11 protein-coding genes, 2 tRNA genes and 1 pseudogene are annotated in these 14,031 nt (G+C 39.2%); 4 read left to right on the top strand and 10 right to left on the bottom strand.

What is annotated here, in order from left to right:
- Positions 1–116 precede the first annotated feature (116 nt).
- From M0R21_02085 to M0R21_02060, 6 genes and pseudogenes are all read right to left on the bottom strand, one after another.
- Positions 117–506: pseudogene (locus M0R21_02085) on the bottom strand (Bro-N domain-containing protein).
- 307 nt (positions 507–813) lie between these two features.
- The gene (locus M0R21_02080; GenBank protein ID MCK9616603.1) at positions 814–1,566 is read right to left on the bottom strand and encodes a cytosolic protein; all 753 of its coding nucleotides are present in this window, start codon (positions 1,564–1,566) and stop codon (positions 814–816) included.
- The gene (locus M0R21_02075) at positions 1,526–2,404 is read right to left on the bottom strand and encodes a site-specific DNA-methyltransferase (GenBank protein ID MCK9616602.1); all 879 of its coding nucleotides are present in this window, start codon (positions 2,402–2,404) and stop codon (positions 1,526–1,528) included. The genes M0R21_02080 and M0R21_02075 overlap by 41 nt, the downstream gene beginning before the upstream one ends.
- Positions 2,405–2,647: 243 nt before the next feature.
- Positions 2,648–3,328, bottom strand: coding sequence for a hypothetical protein (locus M0R21_02070; protein MCK9616601.1), 681 nt, complete (start codon positions 3,326–3,328; stop codon positions 2,648–2,650).
- A gap of 486 nt (positions 3,329–3,814) precedes the next feature.
- Positions 3,815–3,887, bottom strand: a tRNA-Gln gene (locus M0R21_02065).
- Positions 3,888–3,945: 58 nt separating this feature from the next.
- Positions 3,946–5,646, bottom strand: a complete 1,701-nt coding sequence (locus M0R21_02060) for a glutamine--tRNA ligase/YqeY domain fusion protein (GenBank protein ID MCK9616600.1) — start codon at positions 5,644–5,646, stop codon at positions 3,946–3,948.
- A gap of 118 nt (positions 5,647–5,764) precedes the next feature.
- Between M0R21_02060 and folB the strand changes: the two genes are divergently transcribed.
- Positions 5,765–6,121: a dihydroneopterin aldolase gene (gene folB, locus M0R21_02055; protein ID MCK9616599.1), complete on the top strand. Its 357-nt coding sequence runs from the start codon at positions 5,765–5,767 to the stop codon at positions 6,119–6,121.
- A gap of 234 nt (positions 6,122–6,355) precedes the next feature.
- A tRNA-Cys gene (locus M0R21_02050) sits at positions 6,356–6,426 on the top strand.
- A gap of 149 nt (positions 6,427–6,575) precedes the next feature.
- On the opposite strand, the gene M0R21_02045 is transcribed toward M0R21_02050, so the two are convergent.
- The 4 genes from M0R21_02045 to M0R21_02030 are packed head-to-tail and all read right to left on the bottom strand — an operon-like array spanning position 6,576 to position 10,994.
- Complete coding sequence (locus M0R21_02045) at positions 6,576–7,682, bottom strand: efflux RND transporter periplasmic adaptor subunit (protein MCK9616598.1); 1,107 nt, start codon at positions 7,680–7,682, stop codon at positions 6,576–6,578.
- A 53-nt stretch (positions 7,683–7,735) separates the two neighbouring features.
- Positions 7,736–9,004: an ABC transporter permease gene (locus tag M0R21_02040; GenBank protein MCK9616597.1), complete on the bottom strand. Its 1,269-nt coding sequence runs from the start codon at positions 9,002–9,004 to the stop codon at positions 7,736–7,738.
- Positions 9,005–9,049: 45 nt separating this feature from the next.
- Complete coding sequence (locus tag M0R21_02035; protein ID MCK9616596.1) at positions 9,050–10,291, bottom strand: ABC transporter permease; 1,242 nt, start codon at positions 10,289–10,291, stop codon at positions 9,050–9,052.
- 25 nt (positions 10,292–10,316) lie between these two features.
- On the bottom strand, positions 10,317–10,994 hold the full coding sequence (locus tag M0R21_02030) for an ABC transporter ATP-binding protein (GenBank protein ID MCK9616595.1): 678 nt from the start codon (positions 10,992–10,994) through the stop codon (positions 10,317–10,319).
- A gap of 336 nt (positions 10,995–11,330) precedes the next feature.
- Between M0R21_02030 and M0R21_02025 the strand changes: the two genes are divergently transcribed.
- Positions 11,331–12,860, top strand: coding sequence for a HAMP domain-containing histidine kinase (locus tag M0R21_02025; protein MCK9616594.1), 1,530 nt, complete (start codon positions 11,331–11,333; stop codon positions 12,858–12,860).
- Positions 12,860–13,987, top strand: coding sequence for a radical SAM family heme chaperone HemW (gene hemW, locus M0R21_02020; GenBank protein ID MCK9616593.1), 1,128 nt, complete (start codon positions 12,860–12,862; stop codon positions 13,985–13,987). Before M0R21_02025 ends, hemW begins: the two co-directional genes overlap by 1 nt.
- Positions 13,988–14,031: the final 44 nt, after the last annotated feature.

Below are 14,031 nucleotides of genomic sequence, written 5' to 3'. Positions count from 1 at the left end.
TTTTTACCCCATTTTTGCAGTTATCGGGGAATAAAATGGGTTAGTAGAAATAATAGCCGCCACAACCCTCGACCTTATTACCTTATTTTAGCGGCAATTAAGTATGTTTCCATTAAACGGTCAATACCAATTTCTGGGTCTTCGATTTCATCAATACGTTCTCTTCCAACTTGGGCTAACCACATTTTAAAAGGTTCCGCTTTTTGTGATGGAATACTTTGTATTAATCTAAACAACTGTTCGGTATCGGCAACATCGGTTTCGCGCATTTTCCCGTCTTCGGCAAGTAATTTCAACCGGTTACAATTTGTAACCGTTTCATTACCTTCCTTGATTAGGCGGCTTTTCAGGACCTTCCAGTAATTTCTTGCTCCTTGGTGTGTAGGTTGATCTGTTAAAATGGAAATAATGTCAACTATTGAGAAATACCATTTCTCATCTTCATCGCTCCATAGCGAGCGAATTTCTTTTTGTTCAAAAAGTTTTATAGCTGTTTCTTTCGTCATATTCAAATCGTTCTTTTTGTAAATTAACTGTCCTATTTTTTCGGACAACTGCAAAACGTTACTATTTAATAGCCGTTTTTTTGGTTATGGATTGTCAATATTTATTTAACAAAGATAAAAAATCATTTAACAAAGCTTATTTATTGCAGAAGCCTTTTTACAATGCCCCATAACGGTTGAGGCTAAAAGCTGGCGGGCATTTCGGTGCACATCACTTTCCACCTGCGATAGAGTTTATTAGTTGTAATGCCCTACAAATTACCACTATCCGCCTGCTTGATTTTAGGCTTTGTTATGCTTTCGGGCTTTATTTTTTCTTCTTTTCTTCAATTGTCGATGAATTAAACCGAACCAATTTTTCCCAGTCTATTTCTCCGTTGTCTTTACAAAATTCATTCGCAAATTCTTTAGTAAATTTGTTAATCATTTGAGAATATGATTTTACAAAATTGTCATTTTTTTCTTTTGCTTTATGCCCCAATGGTTCAATGATTTCAGTATAAAGATTCTTATTCCCTGAAATGAACTCCCAAAAACTTTGACCACAATATTTAAAATAATCTCCTTTATCTGGTTGGTTGTCTCGTCCATAACAGCAGCCATTTACTGCGACAATATTAAGTTTTGAATTACTTGTTCTTAATGTTTTTTTTATAGTCTTGAAATCTGAAACCATTTTTGCAATTTGAGAACTATTTCCCCAATTCGGACCAGATTTAATATTCACAATGTAGCGAATTCCATCCTTGTCAAACTCAAGGTCAATACCAAGTATTCCAGATTTTTTACCGCCATAAACTTTCTCATTTATGTAAATAGCGAGTCCTTCAAGCCAATCTCCAAAAATTCCTTCTTCGCTTGATGAAATATGCGCATCAACAATTCCACGAATAATTTTCTCTGCTGTCAGAACATATTTGGCTTTGAATAAATATGGATTTTTTCTTTTAAGAACTTGTGAAAGTTTCAAACTATCAAGGCTTTGGATACGCTTTTCGTGAAAATTGCCTATATTTTTCTCAACGTACTGCGATACGTCTTTCAGGCTTAGTTTTTTCATATTTTAATTTTGGTTCTAATAAATAAAGTTCTACTGGTTGAAGTTGCTTTCTTACCATTTCATAATATTCTGGTACTACATCTATTCCAATTGAATTGCGTTTCATTCTTTTTGCAACAATTAAAGTTGTTCCTGAACCCATAAATGGATCAAGGACTGTGTCGTTTTGTTTGGTGAACAATTTAATAAACCACTCTGGAAGTTCCTCGGGGAAGGCTGCACTATGATTTTTATTGTTGCATTCTGTGGCAAGATGCAAAACATTTGTTGGATATGCTTTGTCTCTATCCAACCAGTTTGATATATTTTTTCCAAATCCACTACCAACTTTTGAGTTATCTCTAATCTTGTCTGTTTCAGAAAGGTTTTTAAGTCTGTTTTTTGCCCAATTACCCATTGGAACCATTACTTCTTCTTGATACATATTGAATTTCTTGTCCTTGTTGAATTGAAGAAGTCTTTCCCATGAATCACGAAAACGATTTGCCCATTTTCCAGGATATGAATTTTTTTTGTGCCAAATAAACTCTTCTGTCCAAAACCAACCTTGTTTTCGCATTGCCAAAATTAACTCCATCACATAAGTACTACGTTCTCCTTCAACTACTTTTTCCTTTATATTCAATATAAAAGTCCCTGTTGGTTTCAAAACTCGTAGTAACTGCTTGGAAATTGGCAAAAACCACTCAACGTATTTATCGGGGTGAATTCCACCATAAGTACTTTTTCGCTGGTCTGCATAAGGTGGAGATGTTACAATTAAGTCAACTGAATTGTCAGAGAGTTGTTTTAATTTCTCCTTACTGTCACCTAAGTATATATCTGTCAATATTTCCATTCAAATTTCTTTAAACCACAAATTTACAAATTTTATTGGTTCGGTTCTCTTTCTGTTAATAAATCGTCAATTGTTTGACTGTCGTTTTCTTAGCCTAAAACATAACGTCTGTATAACCCCCATCTGGCGGCTATTTCTTAATTCAATCAAATCTTTGGTCGTTATGTTTTAAAATCAACCCGATCAGAACATAATCCCAAGTACCCGGGATCAATCGTAATTTGTAATTCGTAATTTGTAATTCTAAACCGGATTTTCCTTCTCATGTTCCCCGCCGTGTCCCCGGTCAACAATGATACGGGCACTTTGGTATTGTTTGTAAAAATCGGGATGGGTGGTGCGGAATACGAGCATAATCTTGTCGAGCTTGGTTTTCAAAAAGGCATTGGTTTCACGGAAAAGCCCGGTAAGATTGTCGGTAGCAGTGGCAATGGCTCCCACAGCCGTACGTTTTTTAGGCATCAGCACATTAAAAGCTTCACGATTGGTGTTCAGCAAGGCAATATCACCGGCGCTTACTAACAGTCCGGCCAACTGGGTCTGCAGAGGCATTGCCCGGTCGTAAATGCTTTTACCATATTCCAACAGTTTTTCTTCGCGCATAATGCTGAGCTTGCTTGCGGAAGTGTCGGCTATGGCAAGTAACTCCTTATCGTCGTTGGCCGCAGCATGGGCCAAGAGTCCGCCGGCTACTTTAAAAATGGATTTTTCGTATTCGGTACGCACCTGTTGTTTATTGCCGGTGATACCGGTGGTGATTTTTTGCTGAATTCCGTACTGAATTTGTATTTCAACAATTCTACCTTTAAGAAAAACATGCCCGTCCTGAGCCGGTTTTACAGTTTTTACAATGTCGGCGTTTGCGTCCAAGGTATCATTCACCTCTTCGTACATCGCCAGTTGATTGGTTTGTTCATCGTTCATGGCTAATGTTTTAGGGATTAATAAAACAAAAATAAGCACTTTTTTTTAAAACAATTAACATTTCCAATGAAAAAGTTTAATTTTTTTATTGGATACACAAAAGTGTTGCTAACTGATTGGCTTTGACATAGATTTCTCCCTTCGGTCGGAATCTATAACAATATGCCTCGTTTATGAAGCGGCAGCGGTCATCCCGATTCTCTGAATGTTCATTTAGATATACCTAACATTCATTTAGCCACACCGAATGCTCATTTAGTCTCTCAGAATGCTCATTCAGCTATGCCGAATGCTCATTTAGACACACCGAACGGTCGTTTAGATACGCCGAATGCTTATTTAGCCGCTCCGAACCGCCATTGTGTCAGTGGAAATGGTCATTTAGGGTTGCCGAACGGTCATCGTGTCAGCAGGAATGCTTATTTAGGGTAACCGAACGATTATGGATAAAACAAAAAACCATTCCGGGATTTCGGGATGGTTTTGTTGTCCGACCAGGGCTCGAACCTGGACTCTTCTGATCCAGAGTCAGACGTGTTGCCAGTTACACCATCGGACAATTGCGCTGCAAAAGTAAAAAAGTTTTTATACCAATTGCACAAGCTTTTTTAAAAATTTCAGCCTTTTCCCTGCCTTGTCCAGGAATCTTTCAGTGAAACAGTACGGTTAAACAGTAATCTCTCTGCAGAAGAATCCTTGTCCACACAGAAATAACCTATGCGTTCAAACTGATACTTTTCGTCCGGAAGAGCTGTGGCAAGCGAGGGTTCCATCTTCCCCATTATACTGATTAACGAACCGGGGTTCAGGTTCGATTTAAAATCTTTTCCTTCTTCGGCTACTTCGGGATTTTCCGTGCTGAAAAGTCGGTCGTAGAGCCTTACTTCGGCTTCAATGGCGTGTTTTGCCGACACCCAATGGATGGTTCCTTTCACCTTACGGTTGCTTTGCAACATTCCGCTGCGGGTTTCCGGGTCGTAGGTACAGTGTATGGCTGTTATTTCCCCTGTTACCGGGTTTTTATCCACATATTCGCATTTAATGATGTAAGCGTATTTCAATCGTACTTCTCTTCCGGGCGAAAGCCTGAAATACTTTACCGGAGGGTCTTCCATAAAGTCTTCTTTTTCTATGTACAGTTCTTTCGAGAAAGGAATTTTGCGTACACCGGCATCCGGGTTTTCCGGGTTGTTTACGGCATCCAATTCTTCTGACCGTTCATCCGGATAGTTATCTATGATTAATTTAACAGGATTAAGTACAGCCAAAGCTCTTTTTGATTTTTTATTAAGATCCTCACGAACACAAAATTCGAGCAGCGAAACATCAATCATGTTGTCTCGCTTTGCCACACCTACCATTTCAGCAAAATTTTTTATAGATTCGGGTGTGTATCCTCTGCGGCGCAGCCCGCAGATGGTTGGCATACGCGGATCGTCCCAACCTTCTACATATTTTTCCTGTACAAGTTGGAGCAACTTCCGTTTGCTCATCACGGTATAATTAAGGTTCAACCGGGCAAATTCAATCTGTTGTGGTGCAAAAATTTCCAGCTCACGAATAAACCAGTCGTACAACGGACGGTGCACTTCAAACTCAAGCGTACAGATGGAATGGGTGATTTTTTCGATAGAATCGCATTGCCCGTGGGCAAAATCATACATGGGATAAATACACCATTTATCGCCAGTACGATGGTGGTCGGTACGCAGGATGCGGTAGAGAACAGGGTCGCGGAGCAGCATATTGGGCGAAGCCATATCTATTTTGGCACGCAGCACCCTGCTGCCGTCAGCAAACTCTCCGGCTTTCATCCGCTGAAACAAGTCGAGGTTTTCTGCTACCGAACGGTTGCGATAAGGACTTTCTTTTCCGGGAATGGTAACCGTGCCACGGTATTCGCCCATTTCTTCTCCGCTCAGATCGCACACGAATGCTTTACCTTTTTTTATCAGTTTAACTGCATATTCGTACAGGGTATCGAAATAGTCGGAAGCATAGTACAGGCGGTCGCCCCAGTCGAAACCCAACCAACGGACGTCTTCCATTATTGAATCAACATATTCAACATCTTCTTTTACCGGGTTAGTATCGTCGAAACGGAGATTGCAGAGCCCACCATATTTTTGGGCAGTACCAAAATTCAGGCAAATGGATTTGGCATGACCTATGTGCAGGTAACCGTTGGGTTCCGGCGGAAAACGGGTGTGCACTTTGGCGCCGTTTTTATTATTCCGGATATCTTCTTCTATGATCTGGTGAATAAAATTGAGACCGGATTTGGGTTCAGTTGGCTGTAAATTACTTTTTTCTTCCATAGATGATTTATCAATAAAACACTTTACAAAAGTAAAATTATTTATCCAATTTATAGCCGGATCAATGATATTTTCGTGATTTTACGTACTTTCGCGAAAGATTTTAATCGGACTTTCTATGGGAAAAATTCAATTGGAAGGGATGGAATTTTTTGCTTATCACGGCTGTTTTGCGGAAGAGAGAATTATCGGAACTCGCTTTTTGGTTGATTTGGAACTATTCACCGATACCCGCCAGGCAGAACAGAGCGATGATTTAACCAAAACCATCAACTACCAAGCTCTTTACCTTTTGGTAAAACAAGAAATGGAAAAAGAATCCCACTTGCTGGAACATGTGGCACAACGGATTTTAACTTCTATTCATCAAACCTATCCGGAAGCTTACGGTTTAAAAGTAAAAGTTTCAAAAATGAATCCTCCCCTTGGCGGAAAACTGGAAAAAGTAAGCTTAACCCTAACAGATACTGAATAATGGAGAAAAAACCGGAAAAGAAATCCTGTGCCCGTTGCGGGGTGAACTTTGAATGTTTACATAACGAAAAATGTTGGTGCTTAACCTACGAAATAAGCATAGAAAACCTTAAAAAATTGCAGGAAACTTATAAAAACTGCCTATGCCCGTCCTGTCTTTCTTTGTATGGAAGCAAAAAGCCGGATGAAGAGTCTTGTTAGTTAGCAAATATTAATTACTTTTGCGCACACATTTGGTCTCGTGGCCGAGGGGTTAGGCGCCGGTCTGCAAAACCGTTGACAGCGGTTCGAATCCGCTCGAGACCTCTGATAAATCCCGATTTTGTCGGGATTTTTTTATTTTAGTCGCCGTTTAGGTATGCACAAGCTCCATTGAAAGGTAAAAAAATAAGGGACAACAATATATATCATTGACCCTTATGTTTGTTATTTTGCACTTTTAGCGAAGCTGCAAGTTATTTCTTTTGCATATCCTGAGATATGTTGTTCAACACTTTAACTTTTTCTCCTTTTTTCAATCCGGAGAGGATTTCGATGTTAATACCATCGGACAAACCTGTTTTAATCTGACGTTTTTCAAAAACCTGGGGTTTGGTTTCTATTTCCACAAAAGCGGTATCGCCCTTAAACTGAAGAAGGCTTTCGGGAATTGCCAGAACGCTGTCTTTCCGTGCGAGTACAATATCGGCATTGCCACTATATCCTGCACGGATAAATTGTCCTTTTTTCAGATGCACAGCGGCTTTAATTTCAAATTGTATGGCACCGTTTTCTTCCACTCCTTTAGGGGCAATGCGTTCGAGCTTTGCATCGAATTTTTCGGTATCAAGAGCACCGATAGAAAGAATAATGTCCATATTTTCCTTTATTTTTCCCACTTCCGATTCGTCCACTTTTCCTTTAAAAATCATCTCGTTCATATCGGCAATGGTTGCGATGGTTGTTCCTGCATTAAAAGTATTGCTTTCTATAACCGAGTTCCCTACTTCAACAGGTACTGTCAGCACCATTCCGGCAATTGTAGAACGGATAAGTGTATTGGTGATGTTCCCCGATTTTTTAGTGATGCCTTCGCGGATAAGTTGCAGGTTGTCCTGGGCGGCATCCATGGCTTCGCGGGCTGATTCGAGGGTTACTCTATATTTTTGAAATTCAGCTTCGGCTATTACTTTTTTATCGTAAAGGGCTTTTTGACGGTCGTAATCCTGTTTGGCGTCGTTATAGGAAATATTTGCCCGATTCAGTCTTGATTCGGCTTCGTTAAGATTGATCATATTCGGAATAATCTTAACTTTCGCTATCAGGTCGCCTTTTTTTACTTCCTGACTGGGTTCAACATACAGCTCCTCGATAATTCCCGAAACCTGAGGTTTGATTTCAATTTCTTTACGGGGAACAATGGAACCTGTTGCCATTGTTTTTTTAATGATATTGGTAACGATTGGCGTTTGGGTTTCAAAGATTACAGGTTTTGGTTTAGACTTGTTATACAGGTAATAAAGTGTCCATGCAAAAACACCTAAAATAATAATTCCGATGGTGATTTTAATTATCTTCTTCATGTTGTTGTTGTTATTGTATGTTTTTTTTGTTATTTATAAAATCTAAAGTTCTGTCATTCATCCCTGAGGGCTTCGATAGGTTTTATTTTTACTGCACGTTTGGCAGGGATAATACCTGCCAATACACCAGATATAATCAAAATTAATAATGCCATGATGGCAACGTTGAAATCTACTTCCGGGTTTTTAAACATGGTGTCTTTTGCTCCTCCCGATTTGGAAAGCAGGAAGTTAATAAGTTCTAAGAGTCCAACGCCTATTACCAGCCCCATGTAGCCCGCCATGGTAGTAAGAAAAACCGATTCGGCTATAATCTGCCGTATTATTATCGAAGGGGAAGCACCCAAAGCCCTACGGATTCCCATTTCTTTGGTGCGTTCTTTCACTATTACGAGCATAATATTGCTGATGCCTATAACTCCGGCAATGAGGGTTCCGATTCCCACGAGCCAAATTAACCCGTTGATACCGGCAAAGAGTCCCTTCATCTTTTTATATTGTACTTCAAGGTTGAAATGTCCTATTGCCTGGTCGTCGTCGGGATGAACACTGTGTCGCTGTTTCATCAGTTTCACTACTTTTTCCTCAATTTCCGAAACAGGAACATTTTCTTTGGAAGTGATGGCAAACCAGCCTACCACATCACCATAATTATAGGTTTTTTGCAAGGTGGTAAATGGCATAAAGATGGTCTGATCTTTATCACCTCCGAAATTCACGTTGGAGTTTTTGGGTTTAAAAACGCCTATGATATTGAAATACACGCCCTGAATGCGGATGTATTGCCCCAGAGGGTTTTCGCCGGGTTTGAAAAGCGCATCATATACTTTTGAGCCTATAACCGCCACTTTTCTTTTTTCAAGCACATCCATTTCGTTAATAAAACGACCTTGGGTAACGCTTACAGGGTCAATAAGGTTCCATTCGGGATAGTCGCCGTTAATGGCAAATGCACCCGATTTCAGCCCGCGGACAACATTATCACCACCACGGAAGCCACCTCCCTGCAAACGGGGCGCTAAAATTTCTATTTCAGGAATATTATCGCGTAAAGCTTTAATATCATCGTTTTTGAAGTTAAACCAACGGTTACGGGGAAATCCTTTATAAGGCATAGTGGTTTTTTGTGTCCACATAAAAAAACTGTTGGTGGCAAAATCTCCAAACCCTTGGGTGATGCCATTCTGAAGCCCCCTACCCGACCCAAGCATGATAATAAGCATAAAGATGCCCCAAAATACTCCAAATGCGGTTAAGGCAGTACGGATTTTATTCTTTTTCAGTGCTTCCAATATTTCGTGCCAGCTATCCCGGTCAAACATTTTTATGGTAATTTAGTTCTTTTTGCGTTTTTATTTTTGCTAAAATTATTCGTCTCTGAGCGCTTCTACCGGTTTAATGGCGGAAGCACGTCTTGCGGGAACAAAACCGGCAAAAGCTCCGGCGACAATCAATACTACAGTTGCACTCACTGCCAAAGCAAAATCGGCTTCAGGATTACGGAAAAAATCGGAAGGAGGCATATATTTGGTTATTAATTCCAAAACTCCTATTCCAAGCACCAGACCGATATATCCGGCAAAACCTGTAATCAGCACCGACTCTTGTAAAATCAAACTGATAATTGACCACGGAGTAGCACCCAACGCTTTACGAACTCCGATTTCTTTGGTTCTTTCTTTTACTACTATAAGCATAATATTACTCACACCCACAATTCCGGCGATGATAGTGCCAATGCCTACAATCCAGATAAAAAGCCGGATTCCGGCAAAAAGATCCATTACTTTTTTATATTCTTCCACGGCATTCCATAGCTGTACAGCACGTTGATCCTGAGGATCAAATTTATGACGTGCAGCCATTCTCTTTTTTACATTATTTTCGATGTTTTTGCTTTGTTCAACCGTGGCTTTTCCGACAGTAAAAGCAATGGTTTGCACCCGATTTCCCCCATTAAATACCCTTTGGGCGGTAGTAATGGGAACATAAATTTGTCTTAAATTATTATCATTACCTCCATTTTCCTGATCGGTATATACACCCACTACCAGAAAAGGGATTCCAGCAACTTTTACATACTTGTTTATGCAGGGTTCGCCTTTAAATAAGGTTTCTTTTACTACCTTGCTGATACAGGTTACTTTTCTGTATTTTTCAATATCAATACTATTAATGTATCTACCTTCCAAAATTTGTACCTGTTCTATTTTCCCATAATCCGGATAAACGGTGAAAATATCAAAACTTCCAAATTCCTTTTTGTAGGTAACTGTGGAATTCTGCCAGATAAAGTTTCTGGAGGAAATCTGATCAACGCCTTTTTCGGTATTTTTAATTAAATCGTAATCTTCGTTTTCCAGGTTGATAGGTCGCCCCGATTTGAGTCCTTTATAGGGCATAGAGGTTTGGTTACTCCACATCCAGATGGTATTTGTTGCCGACGAATTAAACTGGTACTTAACAGCATTTTCAAGCCCGTTGCCCGAACCCAATAAAATAATCAGCATGAAAATGCCCCAGGCAACACTAAATCCTGTAAGAAAAGTACGCAGCTTATTCTTTTGAATTGTGCTGAAAATTTCCTGCCATTTATCAATGTCAAACATATATCGTTTGATTTATGAGTTAAATTTAAAGGGTTTCGTGTCCATTTTCAATGATTCCGTCTTTAATATGGACTATACGGTCGGTCATGTGAGCGATGTCGTTTTCGTGTGTAACAATCAGTATGGTAATGCCTTCTTTATTTATTTCTTTCAATAAATCCATTACTTCATATGATGTGGCAGTATCAAGGGCTCCGGTGGGTTCGTCGGCAAGTATTACCTTGGGATTTGAAATCATGGCGCGGGCAATGGCAATACGTTGTTTTTGTCCTCCCGACAGTTCGTTGGGTGTATGTTCTGCCCATTCCTTCAGGTTCATTTTTTCAAGATATTCCATGGCAATCCGGTTACGTTTTTTTCGGAGAACACCTTTGTAATAAAGAGGAAGAGCCACATTTTCGAGGGCAGTTTTGAAATTAATGAGATTAAAGCTTTGGAAAACAAATCCAATGTACTTATTACGGTACATCGCAGCTTTGGTTTCACTGATATTTTTAATGGAAGTACCATTTAACTGATAGCTGCCTTGATCATAATTATCGAGTATGCCTATTATGTTTAACAGGGTTGACTTTCCCGAACCGGACGAACCCATTATGGATACCATTTCCCCCTTTTCCACAGAGAGATTAATGCCTTTAAGAACATGCAACTGGTTGGCTCCTGTAATGTAGGTTTTGTGAATACTTTCGATATTAATCATGTTTCTGTTTAGTATATAAATACAACGAATAAAAATGAGTTTTCGTTTTTAGGCACTCTTATATTAATTATCATTTTTTGTGCCAGAAAATAATTTATTGATTATGAACATTTTTATAAAAATTCTCATTTCATTTGTGTTCGTTTTCAATACAAAGGTTGTGCATGAACGGGCAACATTACCACGGGTACAGGCAATATTTAGTAGCAGAATGTGGTGCTTTTAAGAAACGCCACGGCAAATACTGTATGGGTGATTGTTACAATACGAAAATAATTTCTTCGTTTGATTAATACAAAGATTTTCTACTTTTACATTCTTAAAAACCTCTTGACATTGAATATCTATATACGAAAACGCCGATGGAAACTTCTGCTGTTTGCTACAGCCATAATAATAGTTGGTGTTTCGTTATGGTATACGCATGTACTTGTTAAAAAAATTGCCAATGACGAACGTCGTAAAATCACTACCTGGGCAGATGCTATACACCGCAAAATCAGTCTTGTAAATTATACTAATGATTTCTTTTTAAAAATTCAGAAAGAAGAGAGAAAACGGGTGGAATTGCTTGCTGACGCCATTAAAAAACTGGTAGAAGCCGGTCCGGCGGAAGACCTTACTTTTTATTCAGAAATCATTGCCGGTAACACCTCTATACCGGTAATACAAACTGATGAAACCGGTAGAATTCTTTCTGCAAAAAATGTGGATTTCGATATTAATAAAGTTGGGATACTGAATGATTCATTGCGCCGGGAATTTTCTGCTTACCCACCTTTTTCGTTCCGGTTTTTCGGAGGCAATAAAAATTATCTGTATTACAAAGATTCAAAGGTTTTTTCTGAACTCAGGGCGTATCTCGACGATCTCAACCAATCATTTTTCACCGATGTGGTTACTAATTCGGCTTCGGTGCCCGTAATTATTACCGACAGCACCTGTCGGCATATGATAGAATGGGGCAACCTTGATAAAAAGAAAATTAAGGACACGACTTACATAAGTCATACCATCAGTGAAATGGCTGCCCAAAACGACCCAATACGTGTGGAATTAAAAGATTTTGGGATTAGGTATATTTTTTATAAAGACTCCTTTTTGCTTACCCAGCTACAATATTATCCTTATGTGCAATTTGGTGTTATTGGGATATTTTTGCTCATTGCCTATTTTATGTTCAGTACAGCACGTCGCTCGGAGCAAAACCAGGTTTGGGTGGGTTTAGCCAAGGAAACAGCACATCAGTTAGGAACTCCCTTATCATCAATGATGGCATGGATGGAAATCCTGAAAATGCAGGGAGTGGATAATGATACCATTACAGAATTTGAAAAAGACATTCATCGGTTGAATACGATTGCCGAAAGATTTTCAAAAATAGGTTCCAATGCGCTGTTGCATCCTGAAAACATTGTTAAAGTACTTTATGATGCCGTTGAATACATCAAATTACGCACGTCGCAAAAAGTAAAATTTTACATCAACCTGCCCGAAACTGCCGTAATTACCCTGCCGCTCAACCTGCATCTTTTTGAGTGGGTAATAGAAAATCTTTGTAAAAATTCCGTGGACGCAATGGGAGGCAACGGTAAAATCAATATCAGTATATTCGATGAAGGAAAACAAGTGATAATAGATATAAGCGATACCGGAAAAGGCATCACCAAATCAAAATTTAAAGGTATTTTCAAACCAGGATACACCAGTAAACAAAGAGGTTGGGGGCTGGGACTTTCCCTTTCCAAACGTATCATTTCGGAATACCATTCCGGAAAAATCTTTGTTAAGTCTTCCATTGTGAATCAGGGAACCACTTTCAGAATCATTTTGCGGAAAAACCTACCCCGCCGTATTCTTAAATAATGGCAGGCATTTACATTCATATTCCGTTTTGCAGGCATAAATGCCATTATTGTAATTTCTTTTCTTCAGCAAGCCAAAGAAAAGTAAACGATTATATTCAGTCTGTACTGAAAGAAATTTCCTTCCGGCAATCGTATCTGAAGCAGGAAAAAATAAATACTGTTTATTTTGGAGGTGGAACTCCTTCTTTGCTCGAAATTTCTGCTATCGGGAAAATACTGGAACAAATCCATTCTCATTTTCAGTTTTCTTCTAATCCTGAAATTACTTTGGAAGCCAATCCCGAAGACATCACTCCGGGCAAAGCAATTGCCCTTCGCAATGTAGGTATCAATAGGTTGAGCATAGGGATTCAGTCGTTTAACGATGTGGATCTCGTCTATCTCGGTCGCCACCATACCAGCAAACAGGCTTACGATGCAATTTTGATTGCGCTGGATGCAGGATTCAACAATCTGAATATTGATTTTATTTATGGAATTCCTACACTTACCTCATCAGATTTTGATAATAACCTGAACAAAGCTTTTGCATTACATATCCCACACATTTCGGCTTATGCCCTTACAGTTGAGCCTCGCACATCTTTACAATATTTTATTGCTACCCGGAAAAGAGCCCCCCTGAACGAAGAACAGACTTCGCAACAATTTCGTATGCTGATGCACCGGATGAGGGAAAACGGCTACCAACATTATGAAATTTCCAATTTTTGCGTTGAAGGCATGTACGCAAAACATAATACCGCTTACTGGACTGGTGAAAAATATCTCGGGGTAGGACCCTCAGCCCATTCGTTTGATGGCGAAAGTCGGCAATGGAATATTTCTTCAATCTCAACGTATATAGCAGCTCTGCAAAACGATACCCTTCCTTTTTCCAAAGAAATTCTTACCCCCGCCGATCAATACAACGAATATATTATGACATCTTTACGAACAATGTGGGGGTGTGATACAGCTTTGATGGAAAAAAAGTTTGGGGAAAAAATAACTTCGGATTTTTACAATTCCGCCTTGAAGCTTTCCAAAAAAAAATGGCTTTCAGTTATCGGTAATCGGGTTATTCTAACAGACGAAGGAAAACTTTTTGCTGATCATATTACTTCCGATTTATTTTCCTGTTAAGATATCGGAACAACCCCACTTAGCTTTAAAAATTTTTTATAAAA

This window comes from Lentimicrobiaceae bacterium (assembly GCA_023227965.1).
Lineage (GTDB): Bacteria > Bacteroidota > Bacteroidia > Bacteroidales > JALOCA01 > JALOCA01.
The sequence above is the reverse complement of the archived record's forward strand: the minus strand, read 5'-3'. Positions and strand labels throughout refer to the sequence as shown.

Coding starts and splice junctions, on each gene's coding strand:
- M0R21_02080 (MCK9616603.1), bottom strand. CDS start 1,566: ATGAAAAAACTAAGCCTGAAAGACGTATCGCAGTACGTTGAGAAAAAT.
- M0R21_02075 (MCK9616602.1), bottom strand. CDS start 2,404: ATGGAAATATTGACAGATATATACTTAGGTGACAGTAAGGAGAAATTA.
- M0R21_02070 (MCK9616601.1), bottom strand. CDS start 3,328: ATGAACGATGAACAAACCAATCAACTGGCGATGTACGAAGAGGTGAAT.
- M0R21_02060 (MCK9616600.1), bottom strand. CDS start 5,646: ATGGAAGAAAAAAGTAATTTACAGCCAACTGAACCCAAATCCGGTCTC.
- folB (MCK9616599.1), top strand. CDS start 5,765: ATGGGAAAAATTCAATTGGAAGGGATGGAATTTTTTGCTTATCACGGC.
- M0R21_02045 (MCK9616598.1), bottom strand. CDS start 7,682: ATGAAGAAGATAATTAAAATCACCATCGGAATTATTATTTTAGGTGTT.
- M0R21_02040 (MCK9616597.1), bottom strand. CDS start 9,004: ATGTTTGACCGGGATAGCTGGCACGAAATATTGGAAGCACTGAAAAAG.
- M0R21_02035 (MCK9616596.1), bottom strand. CDS start 10,291: ATGTTTGACATTGATAAATGGCAGGAAATTTTCAGCACAATTCAAAAG.
- M0R21_02030 (MCK9616595.1), bottom strand. CDS start 10,994: ATGATTAATATCGAAAGTATTCACAAAACCTACATTACAGGAGCCAAC.
- hemW (MCK9616593.1), top strand. CDS start 12,860: ATGGCAGGCATTTACATTCATATTCCGTTTTGCAGGCATAAATGCCAT.